Here is a 23,472-nt window from a genome sequence, read left to right on the forward strand (position 1 = left end):
ACAAACTAAGATGCAATTCATCTTTTCCTGTCATCCGGCATGGAATTTTTCTTTTTTATTCTATAGAAAATTTTATTCTTTCTTAATTGCTTTTCACAAAAGACTCCAGTACCATTTGAATAGGCGTATGTAGAAAATCGAATCATATATCATATATGAATTCTTTGATTGTAGAAAGAATGATCTTTAATAACAAAGAAGATCTGCTGCAGCTTTATAATGCGATCAACCACACGGACTATCAGAATCCCGATGACCTGGAGGTAAATACATTGGAAGATGTCCTTTATCTGTCCATGAAAAATGATGTATCCTTTTTGGTTGGCGGAACCATGAATCTGTATGAGCATCAAAGCACTTTTAACCCAAACATGCCACTTCGCGGAGTCTTTTATTTCTCCCGGTTATATGAAGGGTATGTTGCAGATAATAATCTGATGATCTACCATGAAAAAAGAGTCCGGCTTCCAAAGCCGAAATATATTGTCTTTTACAATGGTACAAAAAACCAGCCAGATTCTATGGAGTTAAGGCTTTCAGACTGCTTTGAAAATACAGATAACGAAGCACCTTGCCTGGAATGCACCGCAACCATGTTGAATATCAACTATGGTCACAATCAGGAACTGATGAAGCACTGCAGAAGGCTTAAAGAATATTCCATATTCGTCCAATGTGTCAGGGAATATATACAGTCAGAACCTTCTGTAGAAGATGCATTAGAAAAAGCAATTGATACCTGTATTAATCAGGACGTGTTGGCAGATTTTCTGAAAAAACATCGAGCGGAGGTGACAAATATGATTCTGACGACATATGATAAAGACTTATATGAGAAAACCTTGAAGGAAAATGCCAGAGAGGAAGGTAGAGAAGAAGGGCTTATGGAAGGACGCGCTAGAGGCAGAGTGGAAGGCAGAGAAGAAGGTATGGAATATCTAAATCAGCTAAACAAATATCTCTTAAAATCCAAGCGCTACAATGACCTCGAACGTGCTACCGAAGATATCGAATATCAAAAGAAACTATTAAAAGAATTTGGCATTGAATTGAATGGAACTAAGTAAATTATCTACGTTATGCCAAATGGAGGTAACAAATATGATCTTAACAACATATGATAAAGACTTATATGAGAAAACCTTGAAAGAAGATGCCAGAGAGGAAGGCAGAGAGGAAGGACGCGCTGAAATCAGAGCAGAATTAAATGAATTTAAACTACTAAACAAATATCTCCTAAAATCCAAACGCTACAGTGACCTCGAACGCGCTACCGAAGATATCGAATATCAAAAGAAACTATTAAAAGAATTTGGCATTGAATTGAATGGAACTAAGTAATTTATCTACGTTATGCCAAATGGAGGTAACAAATATGATCCTGACGACATATGATAAAGACTTATATGAGAAAACCTTGAAGGAAGATGCCAAAGAGGAAGGCAGAGAGGAAGGGCTTACGAAAGGACGCGCTGAAACCAGAGCAGAATTAAACCAGTTAACCATATGTCTTCTAAATGCCAAACGCTACAGCGACCTCGAACGCGCTACCGAAGATATCGAATACCAAAAGAAATTATTAAAAGAATTTGGCATCGAATAAAAAATAAATAACCCTTCCCCCTATCCCGTGACTGATCACCGTCTAAGATGCAGTGCATCTCCCCAATATCAGTCATGGGATCTTTTTGTCCGGAAAATCCCTCTCCCTCACCGCTATAACCAGATTGCTCCTTTTCTATGCGCTCCCCACAAGCTATACTTTTTGCACTTCCATCACATTATTCCCAACTTTTACTTCTATTCTAATATCCCAATACATATAGTAGAGTCAGACACAAATATTACGCACTCCTACAAATCCTGATGTTGGGGTTCAAAGGTATTTTGACCCCTTTGATACCAGATTGCTACGTGCTTTGCACTCTCGCAGTCCTCAAAAGCATTCGTAATCCGCTCATTTTTCTTTGAAAAATGGCTACTTACTCATGTTTTTGGCGGATCAAGAGGTCAAAAATCCTCTTGCAAGCAAGCTTGCATCGGCTTTCTGACATTTTGACCCTGATATCAAATCATTATATTATTACAAAAACATTACTATTTCTTGTTATAGCTTAAAAAAGTTAATATTTTTCGTTATTGGTAATGATTCACGTAATGCTTTGTCAGATACAATACCTATATAAGATAAAAAAGTCTAAATAATTAGGAAGGGCAGATGAAAACTGACATGAATAAAAAGCAAAAAAATACAAGAACTTTTTTAATAAAAATCATGGATCAGCAGAACGGTACCTGGCAGGGCAGCGTTACTTGGGTGGAAGAGCAGCGAGAGCAGCATTTCCGCAGTGCCCTTGAATTATTGAAGCTGATAGACGGAGCACTTGATAACAATTATGAAGTCAGAATTGAGGAATAGAAGGAGGACGCCATGAAAAGTAATACAAAGAAACGTTTAATAGCATTCATGCTTTGCATGGTACTTGTGCTTAGCAGTGCGACATCAGCATTCGCTGATGAGCCACAGAACACAGACAGCCAGAGCCAAGCCGAAGTCGTAACAGAACCGGTGGCAGATGAGGCTACAGGAAATGAGGCTACAGGAAATGAGGCTACAGGAGATGAGGCTACAGAAGATGAGGCAGCGGTGAACTCCTCAGAACAACAGCAACAAGAGGAGCAGCAACCGGAGACAGAAAGTACTCCTGAAGGAAATCTTGAAGATGATATTTCGATCCAGACTACTATCAACGGAACTACCATCACAATGAGCGGTCCGTATTCATCATTTCCAGAAGGTAGTAACTACGAAATCCTTGCTTCTGAATTAAATGAAGAAGAAACAAAAAATGTTGAAGTTGCCTTAAAGAAAAAAGAGGATGAAATCAATACAAAGATTGCCACATATAAGGCATATGATATCAAGCTTTTAGTTGATGGTATTGAGTCTCAGCCAACAGGTAATGTAAATGTTAAATTTGAAGGCGGCGAAGTACAGGAAAATCTTGAAACCGCTGAAAACATTGAAGTATATCATGTAGATGAAACTACTCAAATCGCAAATGACATTGAAAAAACTGCAGTTGATGATACAGTCACAATGACTACTAATCATTTTTCAACCTATGTAATCACTACAACTCAACCGGATGGTGTTGATATCACTGTCCAACATTATATAAAATATACAGATTCAAATAATCACCTTGTTGAAAAAGCACTATACAGAGACTCTAAGATTCATCTGAATAAGAATCAAGTAATCACAGATCTTAGTTCTCTGCAAAACTATACTTCACAAGAGGTTATTAAGATAGAGGCTGATGGTTCAAAAGGAGAACAAATATCTAATGACCAAGTAATTATTGCTGACCAAACATATAGAGTGTATTACACACCTACAACAGCTACTTCTAACGAAGCTGTACAAATGTTTGACTATCAGGTAAAAGGTGAAAAAAATACTAGTATTAATGCTGAAAAAAATTATGATCCACGCTCTACAAAGACCACCCGTTTTGCAAGTGGACTTGCCAATAACCAGTATTCTGGAAATGGTTATGATACAACAATAGAAATTAATAATCAAAATTTTCACATTAATACTTGGGATACAAACTCTGAAAATACTCAAGTTAACCAGTATAACAACACTGCATTTGGTTCCTCCAATGCCATGACTGGCATAGTGAAAGGTGTTAATTTTAAGACCGGTGAACTTAAAATGGGACTTAATTCAGCCGGGGAGCAATTGTATGAACCGGGATTTTTTACGACGAATGAAAAAAGTGGCAAACATGTTTTAGATGGTTACAAACTTAATTTTTCACGTACAGGTGATACCTATACTTTAACAGGTGTAAACAAGCCGAACGGAGAACCTGCTTTACGTGATTATAATTCAAACGATGGTTCTAATTTCTTTCCTCTTGATTCAATACACGACCTCTATAAAGATAACGCAAATAACCCTAAATGGCGTAATTGCTTTTTTGGTATGCGTTATGACATCGAATTTACGATCGGTGATTATCTTGGTGATTTGAATTATTCTTTTACCGGTGATGATGATCTTTGGGCTATTTTAGATGCAAAAGAAGATGGTGGCCAAGTCGTAATCGATCTTGGTGGTATCCATTCTGCTTTATCTAAAGAAGTAGATTTATGGAAGATCCTTTTAAAGAAAGATAATGATGAGAATTGTACTGAAAAAGAGAAACGAGAATATAAAGATAAGGATAAGAAGCATACATTAACAATCCTTTATATGGAACGCGGTGCTTATGAGTCTAACTGTAAAATGAACTTTACTCTTCCTAATAGCCGCATTGTAACACCTAGTACTATTCCAACAGCTGATCTTACTCTAAAAAAAGTAAATACTTCTGATAAAGGTATTGAAAACACTACTTTTAAGCTTGTAAATGATGAAGATCCAGAAGATATGAAAACAGCTACATCTAATACAGATGGAAATATTACTTTTGAAGAATTAAGAGAAGGAACCTATACCTTATCAGAAGAATCTGTTCCTAAGCCATATGTAAGAGAAACTTCTACCTGGAAAGTAAAAGTAACAAAACCAGAAGGAACTGCTCTTACTGCAGTATTATATGATACTACCGGGGAAACTGCTAAAGAGAAAAATACTGATGGTACATATCATATTGTAAATCTTACCCAAGGAGAGCATACTCAGCAGTTAATGGAATATAATAAAACTGCTCATGTAACAGATTGGGATGCTAGAAAATATGACATTGATATTACTGCTTCTTCAAAAATAACGAGCCAAACCACTCAGGAAACCGGTGGTGAAGCAAATGTTATGTTAGTATTGGATGCATCTGGTTCGATGGACGAAACATTGTCAAGTCATACCTATACACTTTTTGGAACAAATACAGCTGCTACAAGAGATAAAATGACTTGGTACAATACTTATTATTTAAAAATAAATGATGAGTATATTAAAATTAATTATAGTTGGGGAAACAGGAATTGGTATGCTAATAATATGCGCTTAGACCAAAACTATCCAGACTATGAAATTTATACCAGAACTACTATTAATACTACCCGAATGGATGCCTTAAAGGCAGCTGCTATTCAATTTATTAATAATACTGCTGAAAAATCACCAAATAGTAAAATTGGTATTTCTGTATTTAGTTCAAATGGGTATGACAAGGAATCTGGTAAATATAAAGGTTGTAACGGTAAAAGCCAAGATTTGTTGCAAGTAGGAATCCCGAACAATACAACCAAATTAACCTCATTTATAAATAACTTATATACAGGTGGAGGTACAGATCCTCAAATAGGACTTAACGATGCAAAAGAAAAATTAGAATCAGTAAAAACTGATAATTTACCTCAATATGTAATTCTTTTTACAGATGGTGCTCCTACCGGAAACAGAATTGATAATAACTGGGATTCAAACGCAAAAAGTAATTCTGAAATGGCAGCCTCTAATTTAAAAAACAATGGTGTAACTGTATATACCATAGGCTTTGCATTAGACAGCCGTGCTCAAACCTACTTAGCTGGTGGTACATATAACGGTGAAACGTATCCTGGAATTGCCTCTCCTGGATGTGCAAAAACTGCAGATACCGCAGATAGTTTGCTTGATATCTTTAATAAGATTTCTGAAACAATAACCAATAGCCTTGAAATCCACAATGCCACGATAGTCGATGCGATTGATCCTAGATTTGTAATTTTGGATGATAAAGGTAATCAAATTACACCTGAATATTTGGACAAAAAACCTAATAAACAGGTAACATTGGAAAATGGTGGCACTGTTTACTATGAAAATGGAATTCAATACATCAAATGGACGAAACAAACTCTTCCAAAACACAGTGAAAATAAACAGTGGAAACAAACTATTCACGTTCAGGCACAGACAGATTACATCGGTGGAAATAATGTACCAACTAATATTTCACCTGATTCCAAAATCACCACTACTGAATTTGGAGATACCCCTCTTCCGCAGCCTAAGGTAAACGTAAAAGCAGAACTAACATTAAATGACAAAGAGATTACTATTTACAAAGGTGATGATGTTCCTACTGCTGATACAGTATTAGCTGATATGGTTCAGAATTATACCAAGAACACCACAAGCTATGGTATATCAAAAGATAGCTTTACAGTTCAATGGTACTCTAGTGAACAGCTTGAAGAAAATAAAAAAATAGATACTGCGGTAATCGGTACAAAAGTTGAAAATGATACAACGTATTATCTGACTGTAACTTATAATGCCGGAGCTCCATCACCTGAAAGTAATACCAACACAACTATTACAAACGCTGATGGATTGTCAGAGCCAAAATATGCAGGTAACGAGACGACGTATCAAGTAGTTGCAGCCGGTGACCAAAACAGAGGATATGGTATTTACACTATTCATGTAATCTCTGGAACAATTAAGATTACAAAGAATTTGACAGACCCTGCAAAAGAAGATCAAACTTTCAATTTTGAAGTAAAATGTGGAGATACCGTAATTACAGTTCCAATAACAGTTAAAAAAGGTAGCGATACTGCAACCATTACAGATACCAACGTTCTTAAAACGCTTACTACTCTTCCGAGAGGTACCTATACAGTTACTGAGAAAGAGGATAGCAACACAGGATATATCTTGAACGGCTCAGCAGTTAATGAGAACACAAATTGCGAAAATAGTTCAAAGAATAACTCAGTAACGTTTGTATTAGGAAACAGTAAAGACAAAAAAGAAAATGTAATCAAGGACTATACATATGATCCTTCCTCAGGTGGAACTCGTGGATATGTAACTTTTACAAATGAAAAAGTAATTAAAAACTGGGATATTGTAAAAGTAAGTACAAGTAGTAAAGACGTAAAACTTCAAGGTGCAGAATTTACATTAACTGATTCAAAAAATACAACATATATTGGAACATCTGATGGCAATGGTAAAATCACATGGAAAGATGCTAATTCTGAATCAGTTTCTAAGTTACCAGGCGGTACCTACACATTTAAAGAAACAAAAGCACCTGTAGGATATGCTGTAAACCCAGAAACCTGGACCATAAAGATTTCATCTACTAATGGATATTTAAAATCTATTACAAAAGCAGATGGTACAGAAATTATAGGTACAAAAACAGATTCAATCGTTCATTACTATTTTGAAGATGAAGCTGTATACGCCCTCCCACATTCTGGAGGCACCGGAATTTACTTGTATATGATTGGCGGCATGTTACTTATGTTTGCAGCCGTATGGATCTTATATAAAAACAAATGCAAGGAGGTGCTGGGAAAATAATTGTAAGAATTAATTTTTCAGTGGCTTCTTGCCACACAAAAACGTTATTATCCCATATGAGGGGACAATAAAAAATGGGCAAAGCCCTTAAAAGAAAAGGAGACAAAATATGAAAAAGATGAGAAAAATCTTTGCAGTGTTATTAACACTGGCTATGGTGCTCGGAATGAGTATGACATCGTTTGCAGCGGATGCAAAAGCAAAAATTACACTTAAAAACTTTGACAAAGCTAATAAAGTTGAATACATGCAGATTATCCAGAAAGATGAAACAAAAACTTCTGGTTGGGCATTTACTAATGGTGCAGGAGCATGCTTTACAGCAGCATTCGGACTTAAAGATTCAGATGATGCACAGCAGCAGGTTATCTGGGGATTAATTAAGTACAATGATAATAATGTTAAATTACCAACAGGTGTAACTGCAGAAACTGCTACAGCAGCAAAAATTGACTTAGCATTAAGTAAAGTTGCAGCACTTACTGGTTTCACAGCATCAACAGATAAAACAGAAATCGAAGTAAGCGCAGCTGGTATTTATGCAATCAAAGCAGAAGAAACAGGATTTACTTATAAAACAGCAACAGCATATGTAGGATTTGGAGAACCATATCCAGCATTAACAAATGCAGAAGTAACAGCTAAAAAATCTCCAACAACTGTGGACAAAACAGTAGCTGATGACGATCATGTAGTAGCAATCGGAGATATCGTAACTTATACAATCGAAGCATATGTACCATTTCTTGATGCAGCTAATACTGAAAACAGAACATTTACAATTACTGATAAAATTAAAGGTGCTGAATATTATTTAGCAGGTCCAAATGCAGTTAATAGTGTAACTATGGAAGGCAAAGATGGGCAAGTTGGAAAAATCGTAGTAAATGAAGATGGTAAAGGATTTACCGTTAATTTAAACACTTTAGTTGCTGATACAGACAATCCGAACGCTGGAAAGAAAATCACAGTTACCTATACTGCAAAAGTAACCAAAACAACAGTAGAAAACAAAGCTGGTAGTCATGCAGCTGGTGTAGACTACGGTGCTGATAATGTCCCAGTTAAGTTATTTACTGGAGAACTTGTTTTACTGAAATATGGTGATGGCAATGTAAATAATGCTTTAGCAAACGCTGAATTCGTATTGTATAAAGATGGCGAAGAAGTGCCATTAACATTCACAAAGCAGGAGAATGGAAAATATAAATATGCTCCGGATGCAGAAGATGCTACAGCAACACTTGTAACAGATGAAAACGGTATGATTGATGTAGAAGGTTTAGATGTTGGTTCTTATCATTTCGAAGAAACTAAAGCACCAGAAGGATATTCTATCAATACAGATGGTAAAACTCTTACACTTACTGTAAATGGAGATGTTGCTACAGCTAAATTATATAATGAAGGTCAGTTAAATGATACAAAACTTTCCGCTCTTCCATCAACCGGTGGTATCGGTACAACAATCTTCACAATCGCTGGATGCCTCATCATGATCGCAGCAGCTGGTCTGTTCTTCGCAAGCCGCAAGAAATCAGACAACAAATAATTGCAATAATTATTTATAACCAGATATTGAATCCGGGGCAGGCCGCCCCGGATTCATAAAAAATAATACAACAGCAAGGAGAGTTCGGATGAAACGCAAAGCAAACAAACTTATTATTGGCATCATATTTTTAGCCGGGTTGTCCTTACTGCTGTATCCATTCGTTGCAAACCAGTGGAATAACTACAGGCAGAAGCAACTGATCAGCAGTTATGAACAAACTGTATCCGAAAAGGATGCAGCACATGAGATTGATTATGACGCAGAACTGCAGAAAGCAGAAGCTTACAACGAAGCATTACTTCCAAGTATCCTTCCTGATTCATTTGCAGTAGCCGCAGCCAGTGACAAAGAAGACCAGTCCTACATGGATGCTCTGAATATTGCCGGTGATGAGATGATGGGAATCGTGGAAATCCCGAAGATTGACGTCAAGCTTCCGATCTACCACACCACCGACGAAGATGTTCTCAAACAGGCAGCCGGACATCTGGAAGGAAGCTCTCTTCCAATCGGCGGTAAAAGTACACACGCCGTTATCTCCGCACACCGTGGACTTCCGAGTGCGTCTCTTTTTACCGATCTGGATCAGCTGGAAGAAGGCGATCATTTTCTGATCCATGTATTAAACGAAACATTATGTTATGAAGTCGACAAGATTTCCGTGGTCAAACCGGAGGAAACTTCCTCTCTTGCAGTAGAAGAAGGAAAAGATCTTGTAACACTTCTTACCTGTACTCCATACGGAGTCAATACCGAGCGGCTTTTGGTCCGTGGTCACAGAGTACCTTATGTGGAACAGGAAGTTGCCGATGAGAAGACACCGCTCAGCGGAATTAGTCTTCATACAAATTATCTTTTATGGGTAATTATTGGTCTTGTAATTACCACAATCTTCATCCTTGTGTTATACTTAAAGGAGAAGAAGCTTCAAAAGAAGAAAAATGAGACCTCTTAAAAAGAGAATAAGAACGAGAAAGGGAATATGCCTATGAAAAGAAAAATCTCAACCTTCCTTTTCGGTCTGTTATTCTTGATAGGATTTGGAATTCTGATCTATCCGATGGTATCCAACCAGTGGAACACCTACAGACAGAATCAGCTGATCAGCAGCTATGACAATACAATACAGGACATGGAACCGGAGGACTTCACCTCTGAGTGGGAAAAGGCAAAAGCTTTCAATGATACCATTCAGCAGAACAACCTCTACGGAGATGTATTTGGTGAAGATGAAAATGACATCAAAGACACCGAATACTGGAAGATCCTGAACGTTGCAGATGACGGAGTAATGGGATATCTTTCCATTCCGAAGATCAACATCAAGCTAGCCATTTACCATGGTACCGGTGACAAGGATCTGCAGACCGGTGTCGGACATCTGAACGGCACAAAGCTTCCGATCGGAGGTGAGAGTACCCACAGTGTTCTCGCAGCACACCGTGGACTTCCAAGCGCAAAGCTTTTTACCGATATCGATCAGCTCAAAGTTGGCGATAAATTTTACATCCATGTACTAGACGAAGTCCTTGCCTACAAGGTAGACCAGATTTTTCCGATGGTAGACAAAGACGATCATGAAACACTGGAGAAAGCACTCCAGATTGAAGAAGGAAAAGACCAGGTAACTTTATTTACCTGTACACCATATGGAGTCAACTCCCATCGTCTTCTCGTAAGAGGAACCAGAGTTCCATATAACGGCGAAGAGGATGCTACCGAATCAGTTACAGATTCTATGGTAAAAGCCATTCAGAATTATTATATGCTTTATTTAATTTTAGGACTTTCAATCACGATTCTTGTGATCATTCTCTTGCGATTCCTTTCCAAGAGAAAAGCTCACAAAGAATAACCAAGATTTTTAAGGAGGACATGAGGCGATGATGAATAAACGATTAAAACAGGGAAGTACTTTTCTCTTAGCTGTCGCTCTTACATTTCCACTGCTCACTCTTCCGGGTGCGAAAGCCGCAAGCGCGATCGATACCGATGCAGAGTGTTCCATCGAATTTGACATTGGGGGAAGCAGTGAACTTCTAAATGACGGCGTTACTGTTCAGGTCAATCTGTACAAAGTTGCTTCGGTTGATGAATCCGGCAACTATACCGCAACCGGTGCATTTTCAAAACTGGATCTTTCATCCGTAAGTGCTGATAACTTGGATACTGCAGCTGCTACCTGGAAAGAACGTGCCAATAAAGCAAAGGAGAAGCTGACAGATTCTGATGGAAATACAGTTGTTGAACCAACCGAAACCGTTACACTGCAGAATGGAAGAGGCTACAAAGATAAATTGGAGACAGGACTTTACCTTGTAGATACACCAAAAGTGATTACAACCAATTATACTTATACCTTTACACCTTACCTTGTATCACTTCCGACCAATAATTACTACAGTGGTAACGGTGCAAGTGATGACTGGATCTACGATCTGACCAAAGAATACAACAGTGCAGTTGGTCTGAAACCGGAACAGCACGTAAGATACGGTGATCTGGTGATCAACAAAGAACTGGTAGATCACAATGCTACCTTCGGAGACGAGGCAACCTTCGTATTCCAGATCGATATCACAACACTGGATAAGAAAAAAGAAACCAGAATCGAAGAACTTACATTTAGCGCAGCAGGTAAGAATTCTGTAACGATCGAAAAAATTCCTGCTGGATCTCATGTCAAGGTAACGGAGGTTTACAGCGGTGCAAGCTATGAACTCGCTTCTGCTAAAAGTCAGGAAACAGACATCATTGCTAATCCTGAAAAAGAAACCGAAGTAGAATTCAAACCGGCAGAGGTTTCATTTATCAACAAACACGATGGACGTACCAATGGCGGCTACGGTGTAAAAAATAATTTCAAGCTGGACGAAAATGGTCAGTATCAGTACACCAAACCGGCAGCAAAGAACTAGAAAGGGGGAATCGGAATGAGAAAGTTACATAAAAAACCACTAATCATGGCAGCAGCAACACTTGCTCTTACCGGAACCCTGGCAGTTGGAAGCGCGATGGCGTATTTTACAACCTATTCGACAGCCGGTGGCGGTGTGAAAATGAATATGGGATTTACTGAGACAGTCCCGAAAGAAGACGTTGATGAAAACGGAAAGCACATTACAATTGAAAATACCGGTAATTATGACTGTTTCGTAAGAGTCACAGCATTCGCACCGGTAAAGCTTACTTATAACGCACCAGACGGCGGATGGACAGACCGCGGTGACGGCTACTGGTATTACGATGAAGTACTTCCGGCAAAAGCAAAAACCACAAAGGAACTCAACATCAAATACTCGTTCCCGTCAGGCGATGACAAACCGGAAGAATTCAACATCGTAGTCATCCAGGAATGCACCCCGGTTCTCTACGACGAGGACGGTAATCCAGACGCCAACTGGAATCACGTAATCACAGACGACAGCACACAGACGACAGAGTAGGAGGTAATGAGAATGAAAAAGAAAAAGAAATCATTTCCAAAGAAACCTGCCCTGGTCCTGACAGCCGCAGCACTCCTGCTGGTTGGAAGCACTGTCGGCAGTACACGCGCCGCACTCACTTACTACAGTGAGAATTATTCCGCACAGATGAATATGCAGAGTATCGGCGTATCTCTTCTGGAAAATGACAAAGTAGTCAGCAGCCGGGATTATGTATCGAACAATGAATGGAAGGGAACCTCAGATGGTACACTTCTCACAAACCTTCTTGGAAAGGATGAGACATTTACACCCGGCAAGAAATATAACGAAGCAATCAGCGTCAAGAACAGCGGTACGATCGACACCTTTGTACGTGTGATCATCACAAAAAGCTGGCAGGACGAAAAAGGCAATAAGAACACGAATCTTTCACCGGATCTGATCGAGCTGAACTTCCTCACAGACAACGGATGGCAGGTTGCAAATGCACAGTCCACGAGAGAGCGTACCGTTCTTTATTATACCAAAGCTCTCAAAGCGGGTAAACCGACACCGGCATTATCCGATACACTCCGTATCAATCCTTCGATTGCATCGGATGTAACAAAGGTACCAAAAGGTAAAACCATCACTTATACTTACAAGTACAATGGCTACACCTTCCACATTGACGCAGAGGTGGATGCAGTTCAGACACACAACGCAAAGGACGCAATCAAGAGTGCCTGGGGCGTAGATGTCAATGTATCAGACGACGAAACAACAATGAGCTTACAGTAGGGAGGTACAGAGTATGAAAAAGAAAATTTTGTGCCTCGCCATGACAGTGATAATGGCAGCAGGGGTACACACAACTGCATTTGCAAAGGATTATCAGGGAGCCGACGGATGGCAGGTTAATTTCACCGGCGGCAAGATGGAAAGTAATTTTAAAAGCTCCGATGTGACTGACGAGCTGGCAAATATCCAGCCGGGTGACAGCATCGAGCTCAAGGTTCAGCTTAAGAACTCCGACAGTACGGATACCGACTGGTACATGACCAATGAAGTGATCCAGACGCTGGAGGATGCACAGTCTTCCGCAGAAGGTGGTGCTTATGAATACAAGCTGACATATGTTGGAAGTAATAATGCCGAAAAGGTACTATATGACAGTACAACTGTCGGAGGGGAAGGCGCTTCCAAAGCAGGAGAAGGTCTGAAGCAGATTGATAGCTCAACCCAAGAATATTTCTACCTCGGAAGACTTGCTTCCAATAATACCGGAACGGTACACCTTACCGTCGGTGTTGAAGGTGAGACACAGGGCAACGGTTATCAGCTCACACTCGCAAAGCTCCGTATGAACTTTGCAGTAGAAAAGGTTTCAGCCGGCAAAACCATCACCAAGAATAAGATTGTTAAGACAACCAAGACCGTTAAAACCGGTGATACCGCAAGAGTTCTTCTCTTCTGTGTGCTTGCACTCATCAGTGGACTGATCCTTCTTGCATATGGTATCTACACACTCAATAAGAACACAAAAAGACGCAGACAGAAAGGAGAGTAAGCAGATGAAAAAATGGAAAAGATTACTGGTTTCTCTTCTGACTGTATCCATGACACTCGGTGCATCCACAATGAGCGTTATGGCAGATGATACTACACCGTATACCTACAAGGTAACATTATCCGCAGGTAACAAAGGAACAATTAACGGACAGAACAAGATCGAGCAGACAAACATTGCTTCCGGTTCTACCGTTACTTTCAATCTGAATGACATCCAGGTAACAGACGACAAGTATTATGTCAAAGGAATCCGTCTCAGCGGACGTGACAATAACGAAACACTTGCGGCTCCTTCCTTTACCGTTGATAAAGATGCCGACTATGTAGTCGCTTATGGAATCAAAGGCAACATGGTTGCCTATACCGTCAATTATCAGGATGCATCCGGTAAATCACTGGCAGAGAGCCAGACCTTCTACGGAAACGTCGGCGACAAGCCGGTCGTTGCTTACCGTTACGTTGAAAATTATATTCCAGATGCTCTTGCACTTACGAAGACTTTGAGTGATAATGAATCTGAGAATGTATTTACGTTTACCTACACACCGGGAGCTACAGACCGTATCGTTGAGACAACAACTACCGTCACAACAACAGTTCCTGGAACCGCAACTCCTGCCGGTGCAGCAGGTACAACCGGAGCTGCCGGTACAACAGGTGCAGCCGCCGGTACTGGTACAGGTACAGGTACTACAGCAGGTGGCACTACAGCGGGTGGCACTACAGCAGGTGGCACTACAGCAGGTGGCACTACAGCGGGTGGTACTACAACAGGCGGTACTGCCGGTGGTACAACGAATGCAGACAATTCTCAGGATACGACAGACGATACGACCACCGCACCGGATGAACAGACACCAAAGTCTCTGGTAGATCTGGATGATGAAGACACTCCAAAAGGAAATATCGATGCGAAAGACAAGACGAGCAAGACTCCGATCGCAGCAGGGATCGGCATTATCGTTGTTGCAGTAGTAGCTCTCGCAGGACTGATCGTATTCTTGAAAAAACGTGCAAAATAAAAAAGCGCGGCACTAAAGGAGAAGTCTTTTTTGAAGAGAACGAAGAAAAAGAAAAGCCCAGTGGCTGCATTTTGCAGTGCACTGGGCACTGTTTTACTGACAGTACTGATTCTTGCCTGTATTCCGCTGACGCTTCCGAAAGCTTTTGGTTTTCAGATGTATACCGTGATCAGTGGGAGCATGGAACCGGCGATCCCGACGGGAAGCCTGGTCTATGTCCGGTATGAAGAACCAGACACGATCGTCAAAGATGATGTCATTGCTTTTTACAGCAACAATGCAGACGGCTCGATCATCACCCACCGTGTAGTATCCAACAGCCCGGCGATGGGACAGTTTATCACAAAAGGGGATGCCAATAAGGAAAAAGATATGAATCCGATCCCTTACAACAACTACATCGGAAAAGTAAAGCTTTCTGTTCCGGTTGTTGGCGGTATCGCACAGACTGCAACCGGCACTGCAGGAAAGATTGCCGCTGCATCTATGATCGGTCTTGCTGTGATTCTTGAAATCGTTGCTGCCATGCTTGACAGACGCGATGACGAAGACGAATAAGAGAGAACGTTTTTCATTTTAGCTTGCTAAAGTGTGAAACATTTGCTAAAATAATATCAGATTGTATTGTCAGAAGAAGATGGGGGAATTTCACAATTCTCCCATTTGTCATATATTGAAAAGAATGGAGAGGTGAATGGATTGTTATCCAACCAGATTTTACAGAGAACAATCAATGAAATAGGGGATATCATCGAGTGTAACTGTTCCATCTGGAACACAGACGGAGTGATGCTTGCAGCTGTAGGTAAGGAGAAACCTGCAGTAAAAAAAGCTGTCTGCTCATTTTTAAAAGAGCTGGAGGTTACCGGCGTATCGGAGGAGCACCTGGATGAATGCTATGGTCTGTTTCCGGTTTATGATGATGATGAACTGACTTATATTTTCGTGATCGAGCACAACAATGAGATTGATGTGCATACCAGCGGACGCTTAAGTGTCTGCCAGCTGGAGAGCCTTTTAAGATCCGGAAGCGAACGTCTTGACCGTAACCGTTTTATCCAGAACCTGCTCCTGGATAACCTGCTTCTCGTAGATATCTACAACCAGGCGAAAAAGCTTGGTATCACAGTGGAGCAGCGCAGAGTCGTCTATCTGATCGAACCGAAGAATCCAGATGACACGATCGTCCTGGATATGATCCGTGGGATTTATTCCTCGGGAACCGGCGATTTTGTTACTGCCGTAGATGAGGGACATATTATTCTGATCAAGTCCCTTGACAGTACGGATGATTATGATACGATCCGTTCGACTGCCGATATGCTGGTGAATGCGATCAACACCGAAGCTATGGTCAATGTCCGGCTTTCCTTCGGAACCATCATTCCCGAACTCAAAGAGGTCTCACAGTCTTACAAAGAAGCAGGCATGGCTCTGGATGTGGGACGTATCTTCTATCCGGAACGCAATATTTTATCCTACCGCGAACTCGGTATCGGACGGCTGATCCACCAGCTTCCCGTTTCCTTATGCGAGATGTTCCTGGAAGAAGTATTTGCCGGAAATACCGTTGATCAGTTTGACGAAGAAACCTTATCCACAGTTGATAAATTTTTTGAAAACAGCCTGAATATTTCGGAGACAGCGAGACAGCTTTTCGTCCACCGGAATACGCTCGTCTACCGGCTGGAGAAGATCCAGAAGCAGACCGGGCTGGATGTCAGAGTGTTTGAGGACGCCCTGACATTTAAGATTGCTCTGATGGTCGCAGACCACATGAAATTCATAGAAAACAGAAAATAGGAGGACATGATATGGTGAAATTATACGAAGGCGGTGCCTATCTTTTACACGGTACTGAGGTAATTGCAGATGCACCCGATGCACTTGCTGCCGTAAAAAGCAAGACAGGGATTGAGACAACAAAAGAAGCTGCTGCAAAAGAGACAATGGCTTATGGGATCTTAAGTGCGCATAATACTTCCGGTAATATGCAGCAGCTTCAGATCAAATTTGACAAGCTGACTTCGCACGACATTACCTTTGTCGGAATCATCCAGACTGCAAGAGCATCCGGACTGGAGAAATTCCCGATCCCTTATGTTCTGACCAACTGCCATAACTCTCTGTGTGCAGTCGGCGGTACGATCAATGAAGATGACCACATGTTTGGACTGACCTGTGCAAAGAAGTACGGCGGTGTCTATGTTCCGCCTCATCAGGCCGTTATCCACCAGTTCGCCCGTGAAATGCTCGCAGGCGGCGGCAAGATGATCCTTGGTTCTGACAGCCACACCCGTTATGGTGCACTCGGTACCATGGCAATGGGAGAGGGCGGACCGGAACTTGTAAAACAGCTTCTGAACAAGACTTATGATATCAAGATGCCGGGCGTTGTCGGAATCTATCTGGACGGCGAACCGGTGAAAGGTGTCGGACCGCAGGACGTTGCCCTTGCGATCATCGGCGCAACCTTCGGCAATGGCTATGTCAATAACAAGGTCATGGAATTTGTCGGACCTGGCGTTGGCAAATTAAGTGCAGACTTCCGTATCGGAATCGATGTTATGACGACAGAGACAACCTGCCTTTCTTCTATCTGGAGAACCGATGACAAGATCAAAGAGTTCTACGATATCCACGGAAGAAGTGATGACTTCAAGGAACTGAATCCTGGCGCAGTCGCTTACTATGACGGTCTTGTATACGTCAACTTGAGTGAGATCAAGCCTATGATCGCCATGCCGTTCCATCCGTCCAATGTCTACACCATCGAGGATGTCAATGCCAACCTTGCAGATGTTCTCCACGATGTAGAGCAGCGCGCGCTGGTAAGCCTGGATGGTGCTGTGAATTACTCTCTTCAGGACAAGATCGTAAATGGTAAGCTTTATGTCGATCAGGGTATCATCGCAGGCTGTGCCGGTGGCGGTTTTGAAAATATCTGTGCTGCCGCAGACATCATCCGTGGCAAATACATCGGATCAGATGAATTTACCTTCAGTGTTTACCCGGCAAGTACACCGATCTACATGGAGCTTGTGAAAAATGGTGCGGTTGCTGACCTGATGGAAGCCGGTACGATCGTGAAGACAGCCTTCTGCGGACCGTGCTTCGGTGCAGGGGATACCCCGGCAAACAATGCATTTTCCATCCGTCACTCTACCCGTAACTTCCCGAACCGTGAAGGAAGCAAGCTGCAGAGTGGACAGATCGCATCTGTTGCCCTTATGGATGCACGTTCCATTGCCGCAACTGCTGCAAACAAAGGTTTCCTTACTCCGGCAACAGATTTTGATATTGAATACAAGAACCCGACCTACCACTTTGATTCCAGAATTTACGCCAACCGTGTATTTGACAGCCACGGCGTTGCTGATCCTTCGGTTGAGATCAAATTCGGACCGAACATCAAAGACTGGCCGGCAATGAGCGCTCTTCCTGAGAATCTGATTCTGAAGGTCGTATCTGAGATCCACGATCCGGTTACAACGACAGACGAACTGATCCCGTCCGGCGAGACTTCTTCTTATCGTTCCAACCCGCTTGGACTTGCTGAATTTGCACTTTCCAGAAAGGATCCTGCCTATGTAGGACGCGCGAAAGAGGTCCAGAAAGCCCAGAAAGCGATTGAAGCAGGTACTTGTCCACTGGATGTACTGGATGAATTAAAACCGGTGATGGCAGCAATCCAGAAGTCTTATCCGGAAGTCGGCAAAGGAAATATCGGTGTCGGAAGTACCATTTTCGCGGTCAAACCTGGTGATGGTTCTGCCCGTGAGCAGGCTGCTTCCTGCCAGAAGGTCCTCGGCGGCTGGGCGAATATCGCGAATGAGTACGCAACCAAACGTTACCGCTCGAACCTGATCAACTGGGGCATGCTTCCGTTTATTACCGAAGAGGAACACACAAAGCTTTCTTTCAGGAACGGTGACTATCTCTTCGTGCCGGATATCCGCAAAGCAGTAGAAGATAAAGTTTCCACGATCAAGGCTTATGTCGTAGGCGATGATCTGAAGGAGATCGATCTGAAGCTCGGTGATCTGACGGATGCAGAACGTGAGATCATCCTCAAAGGATGTCTGATCAATTATTACAGAGGTTAATTTTTCTCAGACAATAATATGATTTCAAAGGGACGGAAATTTTTCTGTCCCTTTTTGCAACACTTCCGACTTTTTTATACTCTTATATACAAAGAACCTGTTATGAGAGGAGGGACCTTATGATCGATGCAATTGCATTTAAAGAATTATATAAGACGGTTTATCAGGATCTGTATCGTTTTGCGCTCTGCATGATGCATCATCCGCAGGATGCAGAAGACGCCGTCAGTGAAGCCGTTCTTTCCGCCTATGAGAACATACATAAATTACGCAAAGAAGAAGCATTCCGTTCCTGGATCTTTCAGATTCTGGCAAATGTGTGCCGCCGGAAGTTAAAGAGCCGTGAACAGACCGAGACCGAGCTGAAAGAAGATCATGCTTCTGCCACATACTGTGACGGACTCCGCACAGATGTCGAACGTGCTTTTCTTATTCTCGATGAAGACGATCAGCTGATCATCGGCTTATCCGTCTATGGCGGTTACAACAGTAAAGAGATCGGAAAAATGCTAAAAATGAACCCGAATACAGTCCGCTCCCGCAGAAAGCGTGCCCTCGAAAAGATGAGCTGGCTTCTGAAAGAGTAGGATAAAAGAGTAATAGGAGGTGTTTCATATGACAGATCACGAAAAAGAAATACTGGATAAAATAAAACAATCTACGGAAAAAACTCCTGTTCCGGAAAGCCTTGCACCGGATCAGATTATGAAAATGCTGGAAGAGCATAACAGCACTCAGGCTTCCGGACATATCCAGAAAAAGCATGGATTTTCCCGCGGCCACCGGATGCGCGGAGGACTTATCGCTGCCGCACTGGTACTGGTTGTCGGCATTGGCGCCCACATCCGCCAGCAGAATCTTTCTTCAGACTCAGCCACTTCTTCCACAAAAGGCAGTTCTTCAATCGATACATCCTCCGGTAAGCTTGCCTCTTCCGATACTTTAGAGACGGCAACCGATTATGATGAAGTCTACACATACCTGCAATCTTATCAGGATGAGTTGGATTCTTCATCTGTTACCGGTTCAACCGACAACGGAATTGTTATGTATTCAACTGAAACAGCCGACAGTGGTGCACGCACCGATAGTTCCAGCTCCTCTTCGGATTCTTCAACAGCCTCTGCACGTGCTGTGGATACTTCATTTTCCGATACCAACGTCCGCACAGAGGGCGTCGGTGAAGCAGACATTGTAAAAACGGATGGAAGTTATCTTTATACACTGAAAGCAAACTCACAGGAAATTTCCATTGTAGATATCCGGTCTGATCAGATGAAGGTTGTTTCCTGTATTTCGCTGAATGAGAATTTTCAGGCATCCGAATTTTACCTGAGTGACCAGAAGCTTTTTGTCCTTGGCAACATGCAGAACACGCAGGTTGATTCTGACAGTAAAACCTTGTACCGCGGCAGCTGTACCCGTATCCAGACTTATGATCTGGCAGATATCAACAATCCGAAATCCATCGGAACCGTGGATCAGAGTGGTTACTACCGCACTTCACGTTTTAAAGACGGATATCTGTATGTATTCAGCGACTATTATATTTACGATACGATCACCAAGAAAGATTATCCTTCCTATGTTCCGCTTGTTGGTGACAATCTTCTGAAGCAGTCGGATATCTATCTCCCGACGAACCATGCAGCAGACCAGTACCTTGTTGTCAGCTCCGTTTCCGCTTCCAGTCCGGATAAGGCAGCAGACCAGAAAGCAGTCATGTCTGAGAATGGCGAAGTCTATGTGAGTGAGAACAACATTTATATTTATGAGTATGCGAACAGCAGTATCCTCGCAGATAATCTTGCGGCAAAGAATCAGACGATCCTCCGCAAGCTGTCTTACAATAAAGGAAAACTTTCCGGCTCTGCACAGGGCAAAGTAAAAGGATATCTGAACGATTCCTTCAGCATTGATGAGTATGACAATACGTTGCGGCTGGTGACAACGGTTACGCATAATGTCGGAAGTTCTTCACAGTCCAATTCAGTCTATGTGCTGGATGCAGATTTGAAAACAATCGGTAAGATCGAGGATCTTGCCAAAAATGAACAGGTCTATTCCGCAAGATTTTTGGGCGATACCGGTTACTTTGTAACTTATGAACAGACAGATCCTTTATTCTCCGTAGACTTTTCCAATCCGGAGAATCCGAAGATCCTTGGCAAGCTGAAAATTCCCGGCTTTTCGGAATACCTGCATTTTTACAGTGATAACCTGCTTCTTGGCATCGGTATGGATACCGATGAAAATGGCATTACAAACGGGGTAAAGATCTCCATGTTTGATATCAGTGATCCTTCGGATGTGAAGGAAGTCAGCAAGTACACCCTGGATCAGTACTATTACTCGGATGTTTTTTCTGACTACCGTGCAGCACTGGTTGATCCGGAAAAGAATCTGATCGGCTTTCCGCTTTCCGGATCTGCCAACCAGTATGTGATCCTTTCTTACGATAAAGATCAGGGCTTCCAGGTACAGATGCAGGAGGAAGTCAACGGTAATTCTTACCTTGGAACCCGCGGTGTGTATGCAAACGAAAAGTTCTATGTGATCAATGGAAATGCAATTGAAGCATACCGGATGGGAGACTATGTGAAGATAGATGATCTGCTGCTATAGTGCAGCTTTGCAGAAGGAGCTGCCGCTCCGCATACTTTGTACACCATTCCACATCATTGTATACACCAAAATCGTATATAATCGAGTAGGCTGACTCCTACTCGATTCTTATACTTTGTACATCATCTCGCTTAACAGCTCGATGATGTACATTCGCCAAATGCAGATCCTTGTGCAAGCACAAATCTGCACTTGGCTCATCGTATACACAAAAACAGGTGCCCACTGGGATATATCACTAAGATATACTTACGTGGACACCTGTTTTCTATTTTCATTTACCTGTTATTCCACACCGTTAAAGCAATAGGTACATACCTGGCATGCATCAATCCCGATTGATTTGATCAGATCATCCAGTCTGTGATAACGAAGGGAAGTGAAATTCTGTCTCTTGCGGATTTCCTCCAGCATTGCTGCATACCGGTCACTGTTCGGATCCGCATATTCATCCAGCACATTGACATCATTGTCGCCTTCCCACTCACGGATGATTCTTCTTGTGATCAGATCCAGGTCTGATTTGGAACGCGAGAAGTTCAGATATTTGCAACCGTACAGAAGCGGTGGACATGCCGGGCGGACATGCACTTCTTTTGCGCCACTCTGATACAGGAACTCTGTCGTCTCACGGAGCTGTGTGCCACGCACGATCGAATCATCGATCAGCAGAAGGCTTCTGTCTTCGATCAGACTATGTACCGGGATCAGTTTCATTCTGGCGATCAGATTACGCTGACTCTGTGTTGTCGGCATGAAGGATCTTGGCCAGGTCGGAGTATATTTGATAAATGGTCTTGCATACGGAATACCTGATTCATTTGCATAGCCTATCGCATGAGCGATACCTGAATCCGGAACTCCTGCAACAATATCCACGTCGATCGAATGGTCATCTCTCTGTGCTAAAAGCTTTCCACAGTTGTAACGCATTTCTTCTACACCAACCCCTTCATAAGAAGAAGTAGGATATCCATAGTATACCCACAGGAACGAACAGATTCTCATCTTTTCACATGCAGGACTTACAGTCTCCACAGATTCCGGTGTCACGTAGACGATTTCCCCAGGTCCCAGCTCTTTGTAATCTGTGTATCCAAGGTTGATATATGCAAAGCTTTCAAAGGAAACGCAGTATGCATTTTCTTTCTTTCCGATCACAACCGGTGTACGTCCGAGAAGGTCTCTGGCTGCATAAATTCCATTCTCTGTCAGAAGCAGAAGTGTCATCGAGCCTTCAACTACTGACTGCACATAACGGATTCCCTCAACAAACGAATCCTTTTTACAGATCAATGCCGCAACCAGCTCTGTAGAATTGATCTGTCCACTGGTCATAGACTGAAAATGTGTATGTCCATTTTCATAAAGATTCCGGATTAGCTGATCCGCATTATTGATCTTACCTACTGTCGTAATTCCAAAGCACCCCAGATGCGACTGGATCAGAATTGGCTGTGGATCATAATCTGAAATACATCCAATTCCAATATTTCCCTTCATTGTATCAACATCTTTCTCAAATTTTGTACGGAACGGCGAATTTTCAATATTATGAATCGCTCTCTTCCAGCCATCACTTCCGTAAGTAGCCATACCTCCGCGGCGGGTTCCAAGATGCGAATGATAATCTGTTCCATAAAAAAGATCCAGATTACATGCTTCTTTTGATGCAACGCCAAAAAATCCTCCCATATCTGTAGGTCTCCTTTCTTTATCCCAATGCCATAGCCTGTATTTTTCATCTATTTTTTAGTGTATCATGCATTTATGGACGGAAACAATAGCAAAACCCCGAATATATTGCAAATGGCTATAACTATTTCTAATCGTATTTATAATTGTTTGAATTTTCTGATATATA

At 41.9% G+C, this 23,472-nt stretch carries 19 protein-coding genes; 18 read left to right on the forward strand and 1 reads right to left on the reverse strand.

Going from position 1 to position 23,472, the window contains the following annotated elements:
• The first annotated feature begins 155 nt into the window (after positions 1–155).
• The 18 genes from PGQ33_RS11880 to PGQ33_RS11965 all read left to right on the forward strand — a co-directional run bounded on the left by PGQ33_RS11880 (position 156) and on the right by PGQ33_RS11965 (position 21,608).
• Complete coding sequence (locus PGQ33_RS11880; protein ID WP_270205794.1) at positions 156–1,067, forward strand: hypothetical protein; 912 nt, start codon at positions 156–158, stop codon at positions 1,065–1,067.
• 34 nt (positions 1,068–1,101) lie between these two features.
• Positions 1,102–1,341, forward strand: a complete 240-nt coding sequence (locus PGQ33_RS11885) for a hypothetical protein (RefSeq protein WP_195502434.1) — start codon at positions 1,102–1,104, stop codon at positions 1,339–1,341.
• A gap of 34 nt (positions 1,342–1,375) precedes the next feature.
• A complete protein-coding gene (locus PGQ33_RS11890) occupies positions 1,376–1,603 on the forward strand; it encodes a hypothetical protein (RefSeq protein ID WP_270205795.1) in 228 nt (75 codons plus the stop codon).
• Positions 1,604–2,218: 615 nt separating this feature from the next.
• A complete protein-coding gene (locus PGQ33_RS11895) occupies positions 2,219–2,419 on the forward strand; it encodes a hypothetical protein (protein ID WP_008371181.1) in 201 nt (66 codons plus the stop codon).
• A 12-nt stretch (positions 2,420–2,431) separates the two neighbouring features.
• Positions 2,432–7,321, forward strand: a complete 4,890-nt coding sequence (locus PGQ33_RS11900; RefSeq protein WP_270205796.1) for a SpaA isopeptide-forming pilin-related protein — start codon at positions 2,432–2,434, stop codon at positions 7,319–7,321.
• Between the two features lie 109 nt (positions 7,322–7,430).
• Positions 7,431–8,873, forward strand: coding sequence for an isopeptide-forming domain-containing fimbrial protein (locus tag PGQ33_RS11905; protein WP_270205797.1), 1,443 nt, complete (start codon positions 7,431–7,433; stop codon positions 8,871–8,873).
• A gap of 88 nt (positions 8,874–8,961) precedes the next feature.
• Positions 8,962–9,831, forward strand: coding sequence for a class C sortase (locus PGQ33_RS11910; protein WP_270205798.1), 870 nt, complete (start codon positions 8,962–8,964; stop codon positions 9,829–9,831).
• 33 nt (positions 9,832–9,864) lie between these two features.
• Positions 9,865–10,731, forward strand: coding sequence for a class C sortase (locus tag PGQ33_RS11915; RefSeq protein WP_270205799.1), 867 nt, complete (start codon positions 9,865–9,867; stop codon positions 10,729–10,731).
• 28 nt (positions 10,732–10,759) lie between these two features.
• Positions 10,760–11,794 carry a DUF5979 domain-containing protein gene (locus PGQ33_RS11920; protein ID WP_270205800.1) on the forward strand — a complete coding sequence of 345 codons (1,035 nt, stop codon included), beginning with the start codon at positions 10,760–10,762 and terminating at the stop codon, positions 11,792–11,794.
• Positions 11,795–11,809: 15 nt separating this feature from the next.
• Positions 11,810–12,322 (forward strand): hypothetical protein, encoded by a 513-nt coding sequence (locus tag PGQ33_RS11925; RefSeq protein WP_270205801.1) that lies wholly within the window; start codon positions 11,810–11,812, stop codon positions 12,320–12,322.
• Between the two features lie 12 nt (positions 12,323–12,334).
• The gene (locus PGQ33_RS11930) at positions 12,335–13,084 is read left to right on the forward strand and encodes a hypothetical protein (RefSeq protein ID WP_243000055.1); all 750 of its coding nucleotides are present in this window, start codon (positions 12,335–12,337) and stop codon (positions 13,082–13,084) included.
• A gap of 13 nt (positions 13,085–13,097) precedes the next feature.
• Positions 13,098–13,853: a sortase B protein-sorting domain-containing protein gene (locus tag PGQ33_RS11935; protein ID WP_270205802.1), complete on the forward strand. Its 756-nt coding sequence runs from the start codon at positions 13,098–13,100 to the stop codon at positions 13,851–13,853.
• Positions 13,854–13,857: 4 nt separating this feature from the next.
• Positions 13,858–14,877: a hypothetical protein gene (locus PGQ33_RS11940; RefSeq protein ID WP_270205803.1), complete on the forward strand. Its 1,020-nt coding sequence runs from the start codon at positions 13,858–13,860 to the stop codon at positions 14,875–14,877.
• A 30-nt stretch (positions 14,878–14,907) separates the two neighbouring features.
• Positions 14,908–15,435: a signal peptidase I gene (locus tag PGQ33_RS11945; RefSeq protein WP_270205804.1), complete on the forward strand. Its 528-nt coding sequence runs from the start codon at positions 14,908–14,910 to the stop codon at positions 15,433–15,435.
• A 141-nt stretch (positions 15,436–15,576) separates the two neighbouring features.
• On the forward strand, positions 15,577–16,680 hold the full coding sequence (locus tag PGQ33_RS11950; RefSeq protein WP_117835936.1) for a PucR family transcriptional regulator: 1,104 nt from the start codon (positions 15,577–15,579) through the stop codon (positions 16,678–16,680).
• Between the two features lie 11 nt (positions 16,681–16,691).
• The gene (locus tag PGQ33_RS11955) at positions 16,692–18,983 is read left to right on the forward strand and encodes a hydratase (RefSeq protein ID WP_270205805.1); all 2,292 of its coding nucleotides are present in this window, start codon (positions 16,692–16,694) and stop codon (positions 18,981–18,983) included.
• A 119-nt stretch (positions 18,984–19,102) separates the two neighbouring features.
• Positions 19,103–19,570 carry an RNA polymerase sigma factor gene (locus PGQ33_RS11960; RefSeq protein ID WP_270205806.1) on the forward strand — a complete coding sequence of 156 codons (468 nt, stop codon included), beginning with the start codon at positions 19,103–19,105 and terminating at the stop codon, positions 19,568–19,570.
• Positions 19,571–19,598: 28 nt separating this feature from the next.
• The gene (locus PGQ33_RS11965) at positions 19,599–21,608 is read left to right on the forward strand and encodes a beta-propeller domain-containing protein (RefSeq protein ID WP_270205807.1); all 2,010 of its coding nucleotides are present in this window, start codon (positions 19,599–19,601) and stop codon (positions 21,606–21,608) included.
• Between the two features lie 285 nt (positions 21,609–21,893).
• Here the strand turns inward: PGQ33_RS11965 and PGQ33_RS11970 are convergent, their stop codons facing one another.
• Complete coding sequence (locus tag PGQ33_RS11970; protein ID WP_195502424.1) at positions 21,894–23,303, reverse strand: amidophosphoribosyltransferase; 1,410 nt, start codon at positions 23,301–23,303, stop codon at positions 21,894–21,896.
• Between the last annotated feature and the right edge of the window lie 169 nt (positions 23,304–23,472).

This window comes from Coprococcus sp. AM100_B19A, from assembly GCF_027662015.1.
GTDB lineage: Bacteria > Bacillota > Clostridia > Lachnospirales > Lachnospiraceae > Allocoprococcus > Allocoprococcus comes.

Bases quoted from the DNA above. Each gene is read 5' to 3' on its own strand.
- PGQ33_RS11965 (WP_270205807.1), top strand. From the start codon at position 19,599: ATGACAGATCACGAAAAAGAAATACTGGATAAAATAAAACAATCTACG.
- PGQ33_RS11955 (WP_270205805.1), top strand. From the start codon at position 16,692: ATGGTGAAATTATACGAAGGCGGTGCCTATCTTTTACACGGTACTGAG.
- PGQ33_RS11880 (WP_270205794.1), top strand. From the start codon at position 156: ATGAATTCTTTGATTGTAGAAAGAATGATCTTTAATAACAAAGAAGAT.
- PGQ33_RS11935 (WP_270205802.1), top strand. From the start codon at position 13,098: ATGAAAAAGAAAATTTTGTGCCTCGCCATGACAGTGATAATGGCAGCA.
- PGQ33_RS11925 (WP_270205801.1), top strand. From the start codon at position 11,810: ATGAGAAAGTTACATAAAAAACCACTAATCATGGCAGCAGCAACACTT.
- PGQ33_RS11970 (WP_195502424.1), bottom strand. From the start codon at position 23,303: ATGGGAGGATTTTTTGGCGTTGCATCAAAAGAAGCATGTAATCTGGAT.
- PGQ33_RS11885 (WP_195502434.1), top strand. From the start codon at position 1,102: ATGATCTTAACAACATATGATAAAGACTTATATGAGAAAACCTTGAAA.
- PGQ33_RS11895 (WP_008371181.1), top strand. From the start codon at position 2,219: ATGAAAACTGACATGAATAAAAAGCAAAAAAATACAAGAACTTTTTTA.
- PGQ33_RS11905 (WP_270205797.1), top strand. From the start codon at position 7,431: ATGAAAAAGATGAGAAAAATCTTTGCAGTGTTATTAACACTGGCTATG.
- PGQ33_RS11915 (WP_270205799.1), top strand. From the start codon at position 9,865: ATGAAAAGAAAAATCTCAACCTTCCTTTTCGGTCTGTTATTCTTGATA.
- PGQ33_RS11900 (WP_270205796.1), top strand. From the start codon at position 2,432: ATGAAAAGTAATACAAAGAAACGTTTAATAGCATTCATGCTTTGCATG.
- PGQ33_RS11920 (WP_270205800.1), top strand. From the start codon at position 10,760: ATGATGAATAAACGATTAAAACAGGGAAGTACTTTTCTCTTAGCTGTC.
- PGQ33_RS11930 (WP_243000055.1), top strand. From the start codon at position 12,335: ATGAAAAAGAAAAAGAAATCATTTCCAAAGAAACCTGCCCTGGTCCTG.
- PGQ33_RS11960 (WP_270205806.1), top strand. From the start codon at position 19,103: ATGATCGATGCAATTGCATTTAAAGAATTATATAAGACGGTTTATCAG.
- PGQ33_RS11940 (WP_270205803.1), top strand. From the start codon at position 13,858: ATGAAAAAATGGAAAAGATTACTGGTTTCTCTTCTGACTGTATCCATG.
- PGQ33_RS11910 (WP_270205798.1), top strand. From the start codon at position 8,962: ATGAAACGCAAAGCAAACAAACTTATTATTGGCATCATATTTTTAGCC.
- PGQ33_RS11890 (WP_270205795.1), top strand. From the start codon at position 1,376: ATGATCCTGACGACATATGATAAAGACTTATATGAGAAAACCTTGAAG.